The sequence below is a fragment of the Streptomyces sp. NBC_00029 genome (assembly GCF_045160505.1).
Lineage (GTDB): Bacteria > Actinomycetota > Actinomycetes > Streptomycetales > Streptomycetaceae > Streptomyces.
Genome location: NZ_CP108292.1, coordinates 5,360,472 through 5,376,870, shown reverse-complemented (window position 1 = coordinate 5,376,870; position 16,399 = coordinate 5,360,472). Strand labels below are relative to the sequence as shown.

General features: G+C 68.5%; 15 protein-coding genes and 1 tRNA gene. 2 read left to right on the top strand and 14 right to left on the bottom strand.

Going from position 1 to position 16,399, the window contains the following annotated elements; translation table 11 throughout:
- Nucleotides 1-32 precede the first annotated feature (32 nt).
- The 10 genes from rpoB to OG753_RS25175 form a co-directional block, all read right to left on the bottom strand.
- Nucleotides 33-3,515, bottom strand: a complete 3,483-nt coding sequence (rpoB, locus tag OG753_RS25220; RefSeq protein WP_405790228.1) for a DNA-directed RNA polymerase subunit beta — start codon at nt 3,513-3,515, stop codon at nt 33-35.
- Between the two features lie 567 nt (nt 3,516-4,082).
- Nucleotides 4,083-4,466, bottom strand: a complete 384-nt coding sequence (rplL, locus tag OG753_RS25215; protein WP_327263975.1) for a 50S ribosomal protein L7/L12 — start codon at nt 4,464-4,466, stop codon at nt 4,083-4,085.
- A gap of 110 nt (nt 4,467-4,576) precedes the next feature.
- A complete protein-coding gene (gene rplJ / locus OG753_RS25210; protein WP_099889951.1) occupies nt 4,577-5,107 on the bottom strand; it encodes a 50S ribosomal protein L10 in 531 nt (176 codons plus the stop codon).
- Between the two features lie 247 nt (nt 5,108-5,354).
- Nucleotides 5,355-6,245 carry a hypothetical protein gene (locus OG753_RS25205; RefSeq protein ID WP_405790225.1) on the bottom strand — a complete coding sequence of 297 codons (891 nt, stop codon included), beginning with the start codon at nt 6,243-6,245 and terminating at the stop codon, nt 5,355-5,357.
- 79 nt (nt 6,246-6,324) lie between these two features.
- Entirely contained in the window at nt 6,325-7,275 is a 951-nt protein-coding gene (locus OG753_RS25200) for a hypothetical protein (RefSeq protein WP_327263973.1), read from the bottom strand.
- 185 nt (nt 7,276-7,460) lie between these two features.
- Complete coding sequence (rplA, locus tag OG753_RS25195; RefSeq protein WP_031147455.1) at nt 7,461-8,189, bottom strand: 50S ribosomal protein L1; 729 nt, start codon at nt 8,187-8,189, stop codon at nt 7,461-7,463.
- Between the two features lie 88 nt (nt 8,190-8,277).
- Nucleotides 8,278-8,712, bottom strand: a complete 435-nt coding sequence (gene rplK, locus OG753_RS25190; protein WP_327263972.1) for a 50S ribosomal protein L11 — start codon at nt 8,710-8,712, stop codon at nt 8,278-8,280.
- A gap of 166 nt (nt 8,713-8,878) precedes the next feature.
- Entirely contained in the window at nt 8,879-9,769 is an 891-nt protein-coding gene (gene nusG / locus OG753_RS25185) for a transcription termination/antitermination protein NusG (protein WP_327263971.1), read from the bottom strand.
- An 82-nt stretch (nt 9,770-9,851) separates the two neighbouring features.
- A complete protein-coding gene (gene secE / locus OG753_RS25180) occupies nt 9,852-10,133 on the bottom strand; it encodes a preprotein translocase subunit SecE (RefSeq protein ID WP_030388883.1) in 282 nt (93 codons plus the stop codon).
- Between the two features lie 106 nt (nt 10,134-10,239).
- Nucleotides 10,240-10,312, bottom strand: a tRNA-Trp gene (locus OG753_RS25175).
- A 193-nt stretch (nt 10,313-10,505) separates the two neighbouring features.
- On the opposite strand from OG753_RS25175, the gene OG753_RS25170 reads away from it, so the two are divergent.
- Both OG753_RS25170 and OG753_RS25165 read left to right on the top strand, forming a co-directional pair.
- Complete coding sequence (locus tag OG753_RS25170) at nt 10,506-11,732, top strand: pyridoxal phosphate-dependent aminotransferase (RefSeq protein ID WP_327263970.1); 1,227 nt, start codon at nt 10,506-10,508, stop codon at nt 11,730-11,732.
- A 253-nt stretch (nt 11,733-11,985) separates the two neighbouring features.
- Nucleotides 11,986-13,005 (top strand): adenosine deaminase, encoded by a 1,020-nt coding sequence (locus tag OG753_RS25165; protein WP_327263969.1) that lies wholly within the window; start codon nt 11,986-11,988, stop codon nt 13,003-13,005.
- On the opposite strand, the gene OG753_RS25160 is transcribed toward OG753_RS25165, so the two are convergent.
- From OG753_RS25160 to OG753_RS25145, 4 genes are read right to left on the bottom strand one after another with little or no spacing between them, the layout of a single operon-like run.
- Nucleotides 12,995-13,411, bottom strand: coding sequence for a hypothetical protein (locus tag OG753_RS25160; protein WP_327263968.1), 417 nt, complete (start codon nt 13,409-13,411; stop codon nt 12,995-12,997). The genes OG753_RS25165 and OG753_RS25160 overlap by 11 nt on opposite strands.
- 16 nt (nt 13,412-13,427) lie before the next feature.
- The gene (locus OG753_RS25155) at nt 13,428-14,567 is read right to left on the bottom strand and encodes a UDP-N-acetylmuramate dehydrogenase (RefSeq protein WP_405792800.1); all 1,140 of its coding nucleotides are present in this window, start codon (nt 14,565-14,567) and stop codon (nt 13,428-13,430) included.
- A complete protein-coding gene (locus OG753_RS25150; RefSeq protein ID WP_327263967.1) occupies nt 14,564-14,962 on the bottom strand; it encodes a DUF3291 domain-containing protein in 399 nt (132 codons plus the stop codon). Before OG753_RS25150 ends, OG753_RS25155 begins: the two co-directional genes overlap by 4 nt.
- A gap of 54 nt (nt 14,963-15,016) precedes the next feature.
- A complete protein-coding gene (locus OG753_RS25145; RefSeq protein ID WP_405792798.1) occupies nt 15,017-16,390 on the bottom strand; it encodes an MFS transporter in 1,374 nt (457 codons plus the stop codon).
- Nucleotides 16,391-16,399: the final 9 nt, after the last annotated feature.

The following is a 16,399-nucleotide window of genomic DNA, read 5'->3' as shown; positions in this document are numbered from 1 at the left end:
GGGGCTCTTGAGCGAGCCCCCCGTCAGGCCCGTCAGACCTCTTCGACGCTGCTCGGCTCGCGCCGGGACAGGTCGATACCGAGCTCCTCCGCCGCGCGGAAGACGTCCTCGTCGGTGTCGCGCATCTCGATGGACATGCCGTCCGAGGACAGCACCTCCACGTTGAGGCAGAGCGACTGCATTTCCTTGATGAGCACCTTGAAGGACTCGGGAATGCCCGGCTCGGGGATGTTCTCGCCCTTGACGATGGCCTCGTAGACCTTCACGCGGCCGGTGACGTCGTCGGACTTGATGGTCAGCAGCTCCTGGAGGGCGTAAGCGGCGCCATAAGCCTCGAGCGCCCACACCTCCATCTCACCGAAGCGCTGGCCACCGAACTGCGCCTTACCACCCAGCGGCTGCTGCGTGATCATCGAGTACGGACCGGTCGACCGAGCGTGGAGCTTGTCGTCGACCAGGTGGTGGAGCTTGAGGATGTACATGTACCCGATCGAGATCGGGTCCGGGAACGGCTCGCCGGAGCGGCCGTCGAACAGACGCGCCTTGCCGGACGGGAGGACCAGGCGGTCACCGTCGCGGTTCGGGATGGTGTGCTCGAAGAGGCCTGCGAGCTCATCCTCGCGGGCACCGTCGAACACGGGGGTGGCGACGTTGGTACCGGGCTCGACACGGTCGGCCCCGATGACCTTCAGACGCTCGGCCCACTCCTCGCCGAGCCCGGAGACGTCCCAGCCGCGGCTGGCGAGCCAGCCGAGGTGGATCTCCAGGACCTGTCCCGGGTTCATTCGGGACGGGACACCCAGCGGGTTGAGGATGATGTCGACCGGCGTGCCGTCTTCCAGGAAGGGCATGTCCTCGATCGGAAGGATCTTGGAGATGACGCCCTTGTTGCCGTGGCGGCCGGCGAGCTTGTCGCCGTCGGTGATCTTGCGCTTCTGGGCGACGTAGACGCGGACCAGCTGGTTCACGCCCGGAGGAAGCTCGTCGCCCTCCTCGCGGTCGAAGACGCGGACACCGATGACCTTGCCGATCTCACCGTGAGGGACCTTGAGCGAGGTGTCACGCACCTCGCGGGCCTTCTCACCGAAGATCGCGCGGAGCAGGCGCTCCTCCGGGGTCAGCTCGGTCTCACCCTTGGGCGTGACCTTGCCGACCAAGATGTCGCCGGCGACGACGTCCGCACCGATGCGGATGATGCCGCGCTCGTCGAGGTCCGCCAGGACCTCCTCGGAGACGTTCGGGATGTCCCGGGTGATCTCCTCGGGGCCCAGCTTGGTGTCACGGGCGTCGACCTCGTGCTCCTCGATGTGGATCGAGGAGAGGACGTCGTCCTGCACGAGGCGCTGCGACAGGATGATCGCGTCCTCGTAGTTGTGACCTTCCCAGGGCATGAACGCGACGAGCAGGTTCTTGCCGAGGGCCATTTCGCCCTCTTCGGTCGCGGGACCGTCGGCGAGGACCTGGGACTCGATGATCCGGTCACCCTCGTTGACGATGACCTTCTGGTTGACCGAGGTGCCCTGGTTCGAGCGGGAGAACTTGGCGACGCGGTACGTGGTGTACGTGCCGTCGTCGTTGGCGACGGTGATGTAGTCGGCCGAGACCTCCTGGACGACACCGTCCTTCTCCGCACGGATCGAGTCACCGGCGTCGACCGCACAGCGGTACTCCATGCCGGTGCCCACCAGCGGGGCCTCCGCCTTGATGAGCGGAACGGCCTGGCGCATCATGTTCGCGCCCATGAGGGCACGGTTGGCGTCGTCGTGCTCCAGGAAGGGGATCATCGCGGTCGCGACGGACACCATCTGGCGCGGGGAGACGTCCATGTAGTCGACGTCGTCGCCGGCGATGTAGTCGATCTCGCCGCCACGACGGCGCACCAGCACGCGGTTCTCGGTGAAGCGCATGTCGTCGGACAGGCCGGCGTTGGCCTGGGCGATGACGAAGCGGTCTTCCTCGTCGGCCGTGAGGTAGTCGACCTCGTCGGTGACGACACCGTCGATGACCTTGCGGTACGGGGTCTCGACGAAACCGAACGCGTTGACGCGGCCGTAGGACGCGAGCGAGCCGATCAGACCGATGTTCGGGCCTTCAGGGGTCTCGATCGGGCACATGCGGCCGTAGTGCGACGGGTGAACGTCACGGACCTCGAAGCCGGCCCGCTCACGGGACAGACCGCCGGGGCCCAGCGCCGACAGGCGGCGCTTGTGGGTCAGGCCCGAGAGCGGGTTGTTCTGGTCCATGAACTGCGACAGCTGGCTGGTGCCGAAGAACTCCTTGATGGAGGCGACGACCGGCCGGATGTTGATCAGGGTCTGCGGCGTGATGGCCTCGACGTCCTGAGTCGTCATGCGCTCGCGGACGACGCGCTCCATACGAGCCAGACCCGTGCGGACCTGGTTCTGGATGAGCTCGCCGACGTTGCGCAGACGACGGTTGCCGAAGTGGTCGATGTCGTCGGTCTCGACGACGATCGAACGGCCGGACTCACCGGTGGTCTCGGTCTCGCCGGCGTGCAGCTTGACCAGGTACTTGATGGTCGCGATCACGTCGTCGGTGGTGAGCACACCGGCGTCGAGCGGCTCATCGGCGCCGAGCTTCTTGTTCACCTTGTAGCGGCCGACCTTGGCGAGGTCGTAGCGCTTCGGGTTGAAGTAGAGGTTCTCGAGCAGCGTCTGAGCGGCCTCGCGGGTCGGCGGCTCGCCCGGGCGCAGCTTGCGGTAGATGTCGAGCAGCGCGTCGTCCTGGCCCTGGGTGTGGTCCTTCTCCAGGGTGGCGCGCATGGACTCGTACTCGCCGAACTCCTCGAGGATCTGCTCGGTGGTCCAGCCGAGAGCCTTCAGGAGGACGGTGACGGACTGCTTGCGCTTGCGGTCGATGCGAACGCCGACCATGTCGCGCTTGTCGATCTCCATCTCCAGCCAGGCACCCCGGGAAGGGATGATCTTGGCGGAGAAGATGTCCTTGTCGGACGTCTTGTCGATGGAGGAGTCGAAGTAGACACCGGGGGAACGGACAAGCTGCGACACGACGACACGCTCGGTGCCGTTGATGACGAAGGTGCCCTTGTTGGTCATGAGCGGGAAGTCGCCCATGAAGACCGTCTGAGACTTGATCTCTCCGGTCTCGTTGTTCGTGAACTCGGCGGTAACGAACAGCGGAGCCGCGTACGTGAAGTCGCGCTCCTTGCACTCGTCGACAGAGTTCTTCGCCGGCTCGAAACGGTGGTCGCGGAAGGTCAGCGACATCGACCCGGAGAAGTCCTCGATCGGCGAGATCTCCTCGAAGATCTCTTCCAGACCGGACTTGGTGGGGACGTCCTGTCCACTCTCAAGCGCCGACTCGACGCGAGACTTCCAGGCGGCATTGCCGAGAAGCCAGTCAAAGCTCTCGGTCTGCAGCGCCAGGAGGTTCGGAACCTCGAGGGGCTCCTTGATCTTTGCAAAGGAGATGCGCAGCGGGGCGGTGCTGGCACCGTTGTTCGTATTGGTCGAGGCGTTGCGCGAGGCGGCCAAGAGGGGGTCCTTCCGAGGGCTCGGACTCACTACGCGCGTACCGGTCCCAGCAGACACAGAAGACAAGCCCCCCAAATCCAACCGAAAAGGCCAGGTCAGGGTGGATCAATCAAGTGTGCTCAAGCGTGGGCATGTCCCTGGCGACGGGCAGGGGACAGCTAACAGGCAGCGCAAAGGGTCAGTGTAGCCACTCGGCTCACTGATGTCCAGACCAGGTCTCCGGAAACCGGCAACAGGCCTTCCCCATGTCGTTCAACACTGCGTCCAACGCTGCGGCCCTCGTACACAGAGCGCGTATCAGTACTGCCCTCTTCGTAGTCGATCCATGCCTCAGATCTCGGATCGAGGCGGTCGAGCTCCCGACGGGTCTGAGAATTGCGCGCCGCGTGCCGTTCGTCAAGGCCCCCTGCTCCGAGCGGATCATCTTGGGACCCTGCTTCGAAGCAACGATGATCACCCTACTCCCCAACGAGACCAGGGCAAGTCAGGCACTGCGGGTACGCCAAAGGGCGACCACCCTTACGGGTGATCGCCCTTGGAAGGGGCCTCAGAGAGGCCCCAGAGGTGTTACTTGACCTCGACAGCCGCGCCGGCAGCCTTGAGGGACTCGGCAGCCTTCTCGGCGGCCTCCTTGGCGACCTTCTCGAGGACCGGCTTCGGAGCGCCGTCCACGAGGTCCTTGGCCTCCTTCAGGCCCAGGGAGGTCAGCTCACGCACGACCTTGATGACCTGGATCTTCTTGTCGCCGGCACCGGTGAGGATGACGTCGAACTCGTCCTGCTCCTCGGCGGCCTCGGGGGCAGCGCCACCGGCGGCGGGGCCGGCAACGGCGACGGCCGCGGCGGCGGTGACGTCGAACTTCTCCTCGAAGGCCTTAACGAACTCGGAGAGCTCGATGAGGGTCATCTCCTCGAACTGGGCGAGGAGGTCGTCCTGAGAGAGCTTCGCCATGATGGGCGATCCTTCCACTAATTCGGCAGGTGCCGGATGTATATAGAGGCGGGCGTAACGGCCCGCTACGACCCACGCACTAGGCGGCGTGGATCAGTGCGCGAGCCGAATTACTCGGCACCGCCCTGCTCGGCGAGCTTGACGCGAAGCGCTTCCGCGGTGCGGACGAACTTCGACGGCAGCGCCTGGAAGAGCGAGGCAGCCTGAGACTGCTTGCCCTTGAACGCGCCGGCCAGCTTGCTGAGCAGAACCTCGCGGGACTCGAGGTCCGCAAGCTTCTTGATCTCATCGGCGGTGAGCGCCTTACCATCAAGGACACCCGCCTTGATGATGAGGTTGGGGTTTTCCTTGGCGAAGTCACGCAGGCTCTTCGCCGACTCCACCGGGTCACCGGTGATGAAGGCGACCGCGGTCGGACCAGCGAAGTGCTCGTCCAGCGCGGTGATCCCGGCCTGGTTGGCCGCAATCTTGGTCAGCGTGTTCTTCACCACGGCGTACTGGGCGTTCTCACCAAGGGAGCGACGCAGCGTCTTGAGCTGCGCGACGGTGAGACCCCGGTACTCGGTCAGCACGGCGGCGTTCGAGCTCTGGAACGCGTCCTTGAGCTCGGCTACCGATGCAGCCTTGTTGGGCGTCGGCATGGTGCGTTCGCCTCCTTCCGGGTGATGAGGACCGCTCAGAAGGGGCTGAAATAAGAAACGCCCCGGCGCAGGCGCCAGGGCGTGGCTCAACCGGAACGAATTCCGGGAACCTTCCACAGTCACCTACGCGGGTCGTCCGCATTCAGCGGATCCTTCGGCCACCGCACCCTTGCAGGCACGGCAACGACCAGCGGTCTTTGGCTTCTGGGGAAGACTACGTGAAGGGGTGCAGCCGAGGCAAATCGCCTCAGGAGTCGAGGTCCAGGCCGCCCAGTCCGGCGTCCCGGAGCGTCTTGTCGGCCTCCTTGAGCTTCCGGTCGGTCTCCTTCATCAGGTCGTCGAAGGAGATGACCTGATCGGCCGGCGGGGCCTGGACCGGGGCCACCGCGCCGAAGTCGGAGAACTTCGCCGTGGTCCTCGTCGTGCCCTTGGCGTCCGTGCTCACGGTGTCCGCGCGCACGGGGTAGCCGTCCTTGCCGATCCACAGGTCCACCTCGAAGGCCGTGATGTGCTTCACGGCCTCGCGGAGGTACTGGCGGTTCGCCTCCGACATGGCCTTGGTGGACTCGTCCGCCTTGATCAGGTCCTCGTTGGTGAGGCTGCCCCTGTAGTGCTCGGCGTCGATGCCGTCGGCGGTCTTCTCCGGGCCGACGTGCGTGAGCTTCTCCTGGCCCAGCAGCATGGCGAGGTACTCGGCAGGGTCGTCGTTGAGCCGGACCCCCGGCTTGCCGTCCTTGGCCAGGTCCATGCTCATCCAGCTCTTGCCCTCGACCGGCTCGCGCAGCTGGCTGTAGATCACGTCGCCGATCATGACCGACCGGGTGTCGGGCTTCTCGCTCTTGAGGATCAGGTCGTGGCCGGCCGGGTACCAGCCCTTCGAGCCGGACTGGCCCGTGGTCCTGCCGTCGGACCCGACGATGGACAGCTCCGCCTTGGCGAACTTGGCGGCCACCGTCTTCAGGTAGGCCGCCTTCACCGCCTCCACGGGGGAATGCGCCTTCGCGTCCGCGGTCCTGCCCCCCTCGGCCTGTGCGGCGCCCTCGCCTGCCTTGTCGCCGCCGCAGGCCGTCAGGCCCCCCACGAGCAGTGCGGTGCCCGCCGCCGCGATACCGGCTCGGGTCAGGACAGCGTTGTGCATCCGGTTCTCCCCCATGGGTGGATCTGTGTTGCTGACGTGCGGGTGCCGCACTGCGTACGGCTCCGGGCGCGCGGGACGGTCAGGCCCCCGCGCCGGTCTTGCCCAGCTCCTTGAGCATCGCGAAGAGGTCGAAGGTCTCGTTCTCCGGCGGGGTCGCGACGGTGGCCGCGGAGCCGTAGTCCGAGTAGTGGGCGTCCATGTTCATGGTCCCCTGGGGCGTCCCGATGGCGACCTTCATCCGGACCGGGTAGCCGTCCTTGTTGACCCAGACGTCCATGTCGTAGCCCTTGATGCCGGCCTTCTTCGTGGCCTCCACGAGCGCGGCGCGCTCGGCCTCCGAGAGCACCTTGGAGGGCTCGTTCGCAGCGAGCATCTCCTCGAAGGACAAGGTGCCCTTGTAGTGCTCGGCGTCCGTGCCCTCGACCTTCTCGGCCCCGAGGTGCTTCACGTTCGGCGAGCTGAGCAGCAGGGCGAGCTGCTTGGCCGGGTCCTGGTTGCCGTCCATGGCGTTCATGCCGCTGAGCTTCTTCATCGCCTCGGCGTCGCCGGAAGCCTGCGCCGCGGCGGTGATGTCGAGCTTCATCCAGCGCTTGCCGTCCAGGCCGTCGGCCATCGGGGAGTCCTTCGGCACCTCCATGAACATGACGTTGTTCGACATGATCATGCGCATGGACTCGCTGCCGGCCCCCAGGGTCGGCGCGCCCTTCACGGTGATGTCCATGACCTGCGGGTTCCAGCCCTGGGTGCCGGTCATCTCCATGGTTCCGCCGGCGCCCGCCGATGCGGGCATCGACATGGTCATGCGGATCTTGGCCGACTTGGCCGCGGAGGTCTTCTTGTACGCGGCCGTGAGCGCCTCGGCGGCGGATCCGCCCGCCACGGGCCGCTCCGGCTGCGCGGACGCCCCCGGGGCCGCGGCCTTGCCCCCGCCGTCCTTCCCGCCGTTCTCGCACGCCGTGGCTCCGCCCACGAGCAGTACGGCGGCCAGCGCGGCGCCGATGGTCTTCCTCCGGTACGCGGACACGCGCATCCCCACCCCTTGATAGATCACTTGGTCCAGGGGCGACCCTACGTTCCCCACCGGCCGCGACGCGCGCCCTTATCGCCCCGGTCAAGGGATATGTGGCCCTCGACACGGAAACGGGCCCCCCGCCACCCTGTGAAGGGGGCGAGGGGCCCGTTCAGCCGATCAGTGAGCCGTCGGGCTCACCCCGATCAGACAGCAGCCGGGTCTTCCTCGACGAGGAGGTTCCGGGTGCGGTTGGAGTCCAGCTGGATGCCGGGGCCCATCGTGGTGCTCAGGGCGGCCTTCTTGATGTAGCGGCCCTTCGCGGCGGACGGCTTCAGACGAAGGATCTCGTCCAGCGCCGCGCCGTAGTTCTCGACCAGCTGCTCATCGGAGAAGGAGACCTTGCCGATGATGAAGTGCAGGTTCGAGTGCTTGTCGACGCGGAACTCGATCTTGCCACCCTTGATCTCGGTGACAGCCTTCGCGACGTCCATCGTGACGGTGCCGGTCTTCGGGTTCGGCATGAGGCCACGGGGACCGAGCACGCGGCCGAGGCGGCCGACCTTGCCCATGAGGTCCGGGGTGGCCACAACGGCGTCGAACTCGTTCAGGCGGTTGCCCTTGGCGATCTCGTTGATCAGCTCGTCATCGCCGACGATGTCGGCGCCGGCGGCTTCCGCGGCCGCAGCACGGTCACCGGTCGCGAAGACCAGGACCCGGGCGGTCTTGCCGGTGCCGTGCGGGAGGTTCACGGTGCCGCGGACCATCTGGTCGGCCTTGCGCGGGTCGACACCCAGGCGGAAGGCGATCTCGACGGTGCTGTCGAACTTGGTCGTGGAGGTCTCCTTGGCGAGACGGACGGCCTCGAGCGGGGCGTACAGCTTCTCCCGGTCGACCTTGGCGTCCGCAGCGCGGAGAGTCTTGCTGCGCTTCACTTCTGCTCCTGTGTTTTGGCTTCAGGCATGGAGTCGTGGTGCGGACCAGCGCTTGGTCCTACCACTGATGGTGCTGGGGGTGGCTGGATCAGCCTTCGACGGTGACGCCCATCGAACGCGCGGTGCCGGCAATGATCTTGACGGCGGCGTCGATGTCGTTGGCGTTCAGGTCGGGCATCTTCAGCTCGGCGATCTCCTTGACCTGGGCAGCCGTGAGCTTGGCGACCTTGGTCTTGTGGGGCTCGCCGGAGCCCTTCTCGATGCCCGCGTGCTTCAGGATGAGGCGCGCGGCCGGCGGAGTCTTGGTGATGAAGGTGAAGGAACGGTCGTCGTAGACCGTGATCTCCACCGGCACGACCATGCCACGCTGCGACTCGGTCGCGGCGTTGTAGGCCTTGCAGAACTCCATGATGTTGACGCCGTGCTGACCGAGCGCGGGGCCGACCGGCGGAGCCGGGTTGGCCGCACCGGCCTTGATCTGGAGCTTGATAAGCCCCGTGATCTTCTTCTTCTTGGGAGGCATTGCTCTCTCCGGGTCCTAGTGAGAGTTTTCAGCCGCCGATCCGGTCATCCGGATGGAGGCATACCGCACCACGATAACGGGTATCGGTGCGGGGCCAAAAACCGAGCAGGTCAGACCGCCCTTCACTGGGCGATCTGACCTGTCCGGAAGCTGTCGCTCAGAAGATTCAGTTCTTCTGGATCTGGTCGAAGCTGAGCTCGACCGGGGTCTCGCGGCCGAAGATCTCGACGAGGCCCTTGACCTTCTTCGAGTCGGGGTTGATCTCGTTGATGGTCGCCTGCAGCGTCGCGAACGGGCCGTCGGTGACGGTGACCGAGTCGCCGACCTCGAAGTCCAGGACCTCGATGGTGCGCTTGACGGCGGGCGCGGGCAGACCGGCCTCTTCCGCGGCAGCCTTGGCGGCCTTCTCCTGCGCCTCCGGGGCGAGCATCTTGACGATCTCGTCCAGGGTCAGCGGGTACGGGTCGTACGCGTTGCCGACGAAGCCGGTGACGCCGGGCGTGTTGCGGACGACGCCCCAGGACTCGTTCGTCAGATCCATGCGGACGAGAACGTAACCGGGCAGCTTGTTCTGCCGGACGTTCTTGCGCTCGCCGTTCTTGATCTGGACGATCTCTTCCTCGGGCACCTCGGCCTGGTAGATGAACTCCTCGACGTTCAGCGAGACGGCACGCTGCTCCAGGTTCGCCTTCACGCGCTTCTCGTAGCCAGCGTAGGTGTGGATCACGTACCACTCGCCGGGGAGGAGGCGCAGCTCCTCGCGCAGGGCCTGGATGGGGTCGACGGGCTCGGCCGGGGCGGCCTCTTCGGCCTCTTCCTCGTCGGCCTCGGCGTCGTCAGCAGCCTCTTCGACCTCTGCGTCGTCCTCGATCTCGGCGTCAGCCTCGTCCTCGTCGGACTCGACGTGCAGCGCGGCCTCTTCGGCGGCGACACCCGCCTCGGCTTCGTCGGCGAGCTCGACTTCGTCGCGGTCCGCGTCCGCCGCCTCGACGATGTCGAGCGCGTCCTCGACGGACTCGACGGAGTCGGGGCTCGCGTTCAGGTTCGGGTCAGACACGGTGGCTGCTTCTTCCTGGATACAAAAGGTGGTGGAACATGCGAAAACGGGCGACACCATCAAGGCGCCGCCCCCCGCGGGATCAGCCGAAGACGAACTTGATGGCTTTTTCGAACCCAAAGTCAATCACGGTCACCAGACCGATCATGATGACCACGAAGACAATCACCACGGTGGTGTACGTCGTGAGCTGGTTGCGAGTCGGCCAGACAACCTTGCGGAGTTCCGCGACAATCTGGCGGTAGAAAAGCGCGAGCCGGCCCAGAGGACCCTTCTTGCCGCGCTTGCCGCCCTTGCGGGCCTTCTTCTCGCGCGTCTCGTCCTCGGCGTCAGGCATGTCGATGGAGCCCAGGGCGTCCGTCACGTCTCTCACCTGAATCCGGGTCGTGGCCGTACCGCGCCCGGTTGCGCCGCACGGCGTTGCATCTAAGTACGTACCTGCGCACACACGTCCGAGATGGAGTGTGGAGCAGGGCCGGAGGGACTCGAACCCCCAACCGCTGGTTTTGGAGACCAGTGCTCTACCAATTGAGCTACGACCCTTTGCGTCCCCCAACCTACCGCATCCGAGCGAGTGCACGGAGTGCTCGCGCTCTGCAGCGGCTGCTGAGGTCCAACGACAGGTGAGTGTACGTGAACCGGGCCCTGACGTCGAACAGCGCCCTTCCTGACATACGGCCGTCCGTTGACTGAAACGGTGTGCGGGGCTTCTTTGCCGTCTGGGACGATTGCTCGTATGACCTCTGCAACGCCTTCCTCCGAGCGCCGGGTGTCCGCCCGTATCGGCGCCATTTCCGAGTCCGCCACCCTCGCCGTGGACGCCAAGGCCAAGGCCCTCAAGGCCGCCGGGCGCCCGGTGATCGGCTTCGGTGCCGGCGAGCCCGACTTCCCGACCCCGGACTACATCGTCGAGGCCGCGGTCGAGGCCTGCCGCAACCCCAAGTACCACCGCTACACCCCGGCCGGCGGTCTGCCCGAGCTCAAGGCCGCGATCGCCGCCAAGACGCTGCGCGACTCCGGCTACGAGGTCGAGGCCTCGCAGATCCTGGTGACCAACGGCGGCAAGCAGGCCATCTACGAGGCCTTCGCGGCCATCCTGGACCCGGGTGACGAGGTCATCGTCCCGGCTCCGTACTGGACCACCTACCCGGAGTCGATCCGTCTCGCCGGCGGTGTCCCGGTCGAGGTCGTCGCCGACGAGACCACCGGCTACCGGGTCTCCGTCGAGCAGCTGGAGGCCGCGCGCACCGAGCGCACCAAGGTCGTCCTGTTCGTCTCCCCGTCCAACCCGACCGGCGCCGTCTACAGCGAGGCCGACGCCCGCGCGATCGGCGAGTGGGCCGCCGAGCACGGCCTGTGGGTGATGACCGACGAGATCTACGAGCACCTGGTCTACGGCGACGCGAAGTTCACCTCGCTGCCCGTCCTCGTCCCCGCCCTGCGCGACAAGTGCATCGTCGTCAACGGCGTCGCCAAGACGTACGCCATGACCGGCTGGCGCGTGGGCTGGATCATCGCCCCGCAGGACGTCATCAAGGCCGCGACCAACCTCCAGTCGCACGCCACCTCCAACGTCTCCAACGTGGCGCAGGTCGCGGCACTGGCCGCCGTCTCCGGCAACCTGGACGCGGTCGCGGAGATGCGGAAGGCCTTCGACCGCCGCCGCCAGACCATGGTCAAGATGCTGAACGAGATCGATGGCGTCTTCTGCCCCACCCCCGAGGGCGCGTTCTACGCGTACCCGTCGGTCAAGGAGCTGCTCGGCAAGGAGATCCGCGGCAAGCGCCCGCAGACCTCCGTCGAGCTCGCCGCCCTGATCCTGGACGAGGTCGAGGTCGCGGTCGTCCCGGGCGAGGCCTTCGGCACCCCCGGCTACCTGCGCCTGTCCTACGCCCTGGGCGACGAGGACCTGGTGGAGGGCGTGTCCCGCGTCCAGAAGCTCCTGGCCGAGGCCAAGGCCTAGGCCTGACGCGGCCGGCGGCACGACCTGGGCGGCGGCACCCCTGAGGGTGCCGCCGCCCAGGCGTTTCGGCCCCGCCGGGCCACTTCCAGCCCCGCCGGGCCACTTCCAGCCCCGCCGGCGATTGAGGCGCGGGTCCGGGCGGCGCCCGGAAGGCCCCCGCGCAGCGGATCCGCACCCCGTTCACCCGTTCGCGCAAGCCCCCGATCGGTAAAACCCCCTCCCGCCGAGCGCAGCGGTACGGCAGGATCACCAGATGGAGCACGCACGCGATCTCACGCTTCTGCCCAAGGCCCACCTCCACCTGCACTTCACCGGGTCGATGAGGCCATCGACCCTGCTGGAGCTCGCCGACAAGTACGGCGTGCGCCTGCCCGACGCCCTCACCGCCGGCGAGCCGCCCAAGCTCCGCGCCACTGACGAGCGCGGCTGGTTCCGCTTCCAGCGGCTCTACGACGCCGCCCGCTCCTGCCTGCGCGAGCCCGACGACATCCGGCGCCTGGTCCGCGAGGCCGCGGAGGAGGACGTACGGGACGGCAGCGGCTGGCTGGAGATCCAGGTGGATCCCACCTCCTACGCCCCCCTCCTCGGCGGCATGATCCCGGCCGTCGAGATCATCCTCGACGCCGTCGACTCCGCCTCCCGCGAGACCGGCCTCGGCATGCGGGTCCTCATCGCCGCCAACCGCATGAAGCACCCCCTCGACGCCCGCACCCTCGCCCGCCTCGCCGTCCGGTACGCCGACCGCGGCATCGTGGGCTTCGGCCTCTCCAACGACGAACGCCGCGGCATGGCCCGCGACTTCGACCGCGCCTTCGCCATCGCCCGCGAGGGCGGGCTCCTCGCCGCCCCGCACGGCGGCGAGCTCACCGGCCCGTCCTCCGTCCGCGACTGCCTCGACGACCTGCACGCCTCCCGGATCGGGCACGGAGTCCGCGCCGCCGAGGATCCCCGGCTGCTCAAGCGGCTCGCCGACCGGCAGATCACCTGCGAGGTGTGCCCGGCCTCGAACGTCGCCCTCGGGGTCTACGAGCGGCCCGAGGACGTCCCGCTGCGCACCCTCTTCGAGGCCGGGGTCCCCATGGCGCTGGGCGCCGACGACCCGCTGCTCTTCGGGTCCCGGCTCGCGGCCCAGTACGAGATCGCCCGCCGCCACCACGCCTTCACGGACGCGGAGCTCGCCGAGCTGGCCCGCCAGTCCGTGCGCGGGAGCGCGGCGCCCGACGACGTACAGGCCAAGCTGCTGGCGGGGATCGACCACTGGCTCACCGGGTGAGCCGCAGGTCCCCCTCGTAGCAGTCGGCGCGCACCCGGCCGCCGTCCAGAAAGCCGATCTCCAGGTGGGTGCGGCCCTGCTCGGGCAGCGCGAACTCGGCGACCGAGGCGACGGTCTCGCCGACGTGCCGCAGGAAGGGGTGGTCCCCGAGGTCCTCGCCGACCTCGATGCGGCCCCACTCCCCCATGTCGTAGGGGGCGTGCGGCGTGGCGGACTCGACGATGAGGCACTGGTCGGATCCGGTGGTGATCCGGATGGTGTCGCCGATGCTGTCGATCAGCCAGACGTCGAGGGGCGCCTCGGAGCGTTCGCCGTCGCTGACGTGCCAGGACGCGACGACTCGGCTGAGCGTGCGCCCCACGAGACGGGTGGGGTCCGTACCGGCCCCGTGAAGGGGACAGAGCATGGGCGGCCGGGGCTCCTCAGATGCTGACGCCGACCGTCACCGGCTCGTTGACCAGGGTGACGCCGAAGGCCGCGTGGACGCCCGCGACGACCTCGCGGGCCAGGGTGAGGAGGTCCTCGGTGGTGGCCTCGCCGCGGTTGGTGAGGGCGAGGGTGTGCTTGGTGGAGATGCGGGCGGGGCCGGTGCCGTAGCCCTTGGTGAATCCGGCCCTGTCGATCAGCCAGGCCGCGCTGGTCTTCGTACGGCCGTCGCCCGCGGGGTAGGCGGGCGGTGCGGTGTCGGGGCCGAGGCGGTCCTGGACGCGGGCGAGGAAGGCGGCGTAGGCCTCGTCGGTCAGGATCGGGTTGTGGAAGAAGGAGCCGGCCGACCAGGTGTCGTGGTCGGCGGGGTCGAGGACCATGCCCTTGCCTGCGCGCAGCCGCAGCACGGTCTCGCGGGCGGTGGCGGCGGGGACCCGGTCGCCGGCCTCGACGCCGAGGGCGCGGGCGGTCTCGGGGTACTTGATCGGCGCCGACAGACTGCCGGCGTCCTCCAGGGCGAAGCGCACGCGCAGGACGACGTAGCGGTCGGGCTGGTCCTTGAAGGTGCTGTTGCGGTACCGGAAGGCGCACTCGGCGGCGCTGAGGGTGACCGTCTCACCGGTGGTGCGGTCGTAGGCCACGACCTCGGTGATGGTGTCGCAGACCTCCTGGCCGTACGCCCCGACGTTCTGGATCGGGGTGGCGCCGGCCGAGCCGGGGATTCCGGCGAGGCACTCGACACCGGCGAGGCCTGCCTCGACGGTGCGGGCGACGGCATCGCTCCAGTTCTCGCCCGCGGCGAGCTCCAGGGTGGTGCCGTCCAGGGTGAAGCCGGTGGTCGCGATGCGCAGGGCGGTGCCGTCGAAGCCGCCGTCGCCGATGACCAGATTGCTGCCGCCGCCGATGACCAGGAGTGGGGTGCCGCTCTCGTCCGCGGCGCGCACGGTGGCGACGACCTCGGCGTCGGTGGTCGCGGTGACCAGGCGGGCGGCGGGACCACCGAGACGGAAGGTGGTCAGCGGGGCGAGGGGGGCATCGTGGAGTTCCTGCACGTGGACAAGAGTACGGTCCGTGCCCCTCGCATCCCTGCGGGGCCACGGACCGTACTCGCTCGTCCCCCGTACCGGCGGGGTCAGTGGCCCGTCTTCTGCTCGGCCAGGCGGCGCTCGGCCTCGGCCCAGTCGAGGGGGAGCTCGCGGGCCGGCACGGTCCAGAAGGTGAAGGCCGATTCCTTCATGTAGGCGGAGGCGGCCCGGGAACTGGAGCGGTGGGGCTCGCTGCGGGCGAAGCGGTAGAGGGCGTCCCGGTCCTCCCATGCGGAGAGGGTCAGGAAGGTGCGGCCGAGGACCCGGGCGCGCAGGGCGACGCCGTGGGCGCCGGGGGCCTTGCGGATCTGCTGGATGATGCCGGGCGCCTTGAGGAAGAACCTGACGGCGCCGGCGAGGGTGGCGGTCTCGAAGCGCGAGGCCATGACGTAGACCTCGGCGTCGGGGGCGGCCCGGTGGGGCGTGGACCAGGGAATGTCGGGCATGGCGAGCGCTCCTCGGCTGTCGGGCGGGGTGTACGGGGCGGTGGCGCCGGCGGGTCAGCCCGCGGCCGGGACCTTCTCGGGGACGGTGGCGCTCCGGTCCGCGGGGACCTGGGCCGCGGCCTTGGCCTTACGGGGCACCAGCAGGGCCAGCGCGGCGGCGAGGGCGACCGCGGCGGCGCCGATCCACAGGGCGGGGACGGTGCCGTCGACGAAGGTCTGCGGGGACTCGTAGCCGCCCTGGGCGGAGAAGACGGAGGCGAGGACCGCCACACCGAGGGCGCCGCCGACCTCGCGCAGGGCGTTGTTGGTGCCGGAGGCCTTGCCCTGGTCGGCCGGGGCGACGGTGGACATCAGGACGTTGGCGGCGGGGGCGAAGTAGAGGGCCATGCCGATCCCGCTGAGGATCAGCGGCGGGAGCTGGGCGGCGTACGAGACGTCCGCGCTCAGGATCGCGGCGAACCAGCCGAGGCCGAGGGCCTGGAACGCGAGCCCGGCGGCGACGACCGGGCGGCCGCCGATGCGGTCGGAGAGGATCCCGGCCAGCGGGGCGACGATCATCGGCATACCGGTCCAGGGGAGCATGCGCAGGCCCGCCTCGGTGGGCGAGTAGCCGACGACGCCCTGGAGGAACTGGCTGAGCAGGAAGATCGAGCCGAACATGCCGAGGAACATCAGCAGGCTGGCGAGGTTGATGCCGAGGAAGCCGCGGTCACGGAAGAGCCGCATGGGGAGCATGGGGTTGGCGTTGTTGAAGCCGTGGTGGATGAACCCGCCGACGAGCGCGGAGCCGACGAGCAGGCCGGTCAGGACGGGGGCGCTGGTCCAGCCCTCGGCGTTGGCGTTGACCAGGGCGTAGACGATGCCGAAGAGGCCGCCGCTGATGAGCAGGGTGCCCGGGATGTCGAGGCGCGCGCCGGGGGCGGTGGACTCGGCGAGGCGCAGGCGGGCGAGCGGGATCAGGGCGAGGCCTATCGGCACGTTGATCCAGAAGATCCACTGCCAGGAGATGTGCTCGGTGAGGCTGCCGCCGATGAGGGGACCGCTGGCGACGGCGAGGCCGGTGACGGCGCCGTAGATGCCGAGGGCCATACCGCGGCGGGCGGCGGGAACGGCGGCGGTGAGCAGGGTGAGGGTGAGCGGCATCATGATCGCGGCGCCGACGCCCTGCACGGCGCGGGCGGCGATGAGCGAGTCGATGCCGGGCGAGAGGGCGGCCGCGGCGGAGGCGGCGGTGAAGACGCCGAGGCCGACGATGAACAGCCGGCGGCGGCCGAAACGGTCCCCGAGGGCGGCGCCGAACATGAGGAGGACCGCGAAGGTGAGCGTGTACGCGTTCACCGTCCACTCCAGGTCCTCCAGTTTGCCGCCGAGGTCCTCGCGGATGGCGGGGAGGGCGGTGGTGACGACCAGGTTGTCGAGTGCGGCCATGAAGCTGGC

What these genes read in the sequence shown, in the direction of transcription:
- rplL (WP_327263975.1), bottom strand. Translation starts at nt 4,466, where the DNA reads ATGGCGAAGCTCTCTCAGGACGACCTCCTCGCCCAGTTCGAGGAGATG.
- rplJ (WP_099889951.1), bottom strand. Translation starts at nt 5,107, where the DNA reads ATGCCGACGCCCAACAAGGCTGCATCGGTAGCCGAGCTCAAGGACGCG.
- OG753_RS25205 (WP_405790225.1), bottom strand. Translation starts at nt 6,245, where the DNA reads ATGCACAACGCTGTCCTGACCCGAGCCGGTATCGCGGCGGCGGGCACC.
- OG753_RS25200 (WP_327263973.1), bottom strand. Translation starts at nt 7,275, where the DNA reads ATGCGCGTGTCCGCGTACCGGAGGAAGACCATCGGCGCCGCGCTGGCC.
- rplK (WP_327263972.1), bottom strand. Translation starts at nt 8,712, where the DNA reads ATGCCTCCCAAGAAGAAGAAGATCACGGGGCTTATCAAGCTCCAGATC.
- OG753_RS25170 (WP_327263970.1), top strand. Translation starts at nt 10,506, where the DNA reads ATGACCTCTGCAACGCCTTCCTCCGAGCGCCGGGTGTCCGCCCGTATC.
- OG753_RS25165 (WP_327263969.1), top strand. Translation starts at nt 11,986, where the DNA reads ATGGAGCACGCACGCGATCTCACGCTTCTGCCCAAGGCCCACCTCCAC.
- OG753_RS25160 (WP_327263968.1), bottom strand. Translation starts at nt 13,411, where the DNA reads ATGCTCTGTCCCCTTCACGGGGCCGGTACGGACCCCACCCGTCTCGTG.
- OG753_RS25150 (WP_327263967.1), bottom strand. Translation starts at nt 14,962, where the DNA reads ATGCCCGACATTCCCTGGTCCACGCCCCACCGGGCCGCCCCCGACGCC.
- OG753_RS25145 (WP_405792798.1), bottom strand. Translation starts at nt 16,390, where the DNA reads ATGGCCGCACTCGACAACCTGGTCGTCACCACCGCCCTCCCCGCCATC.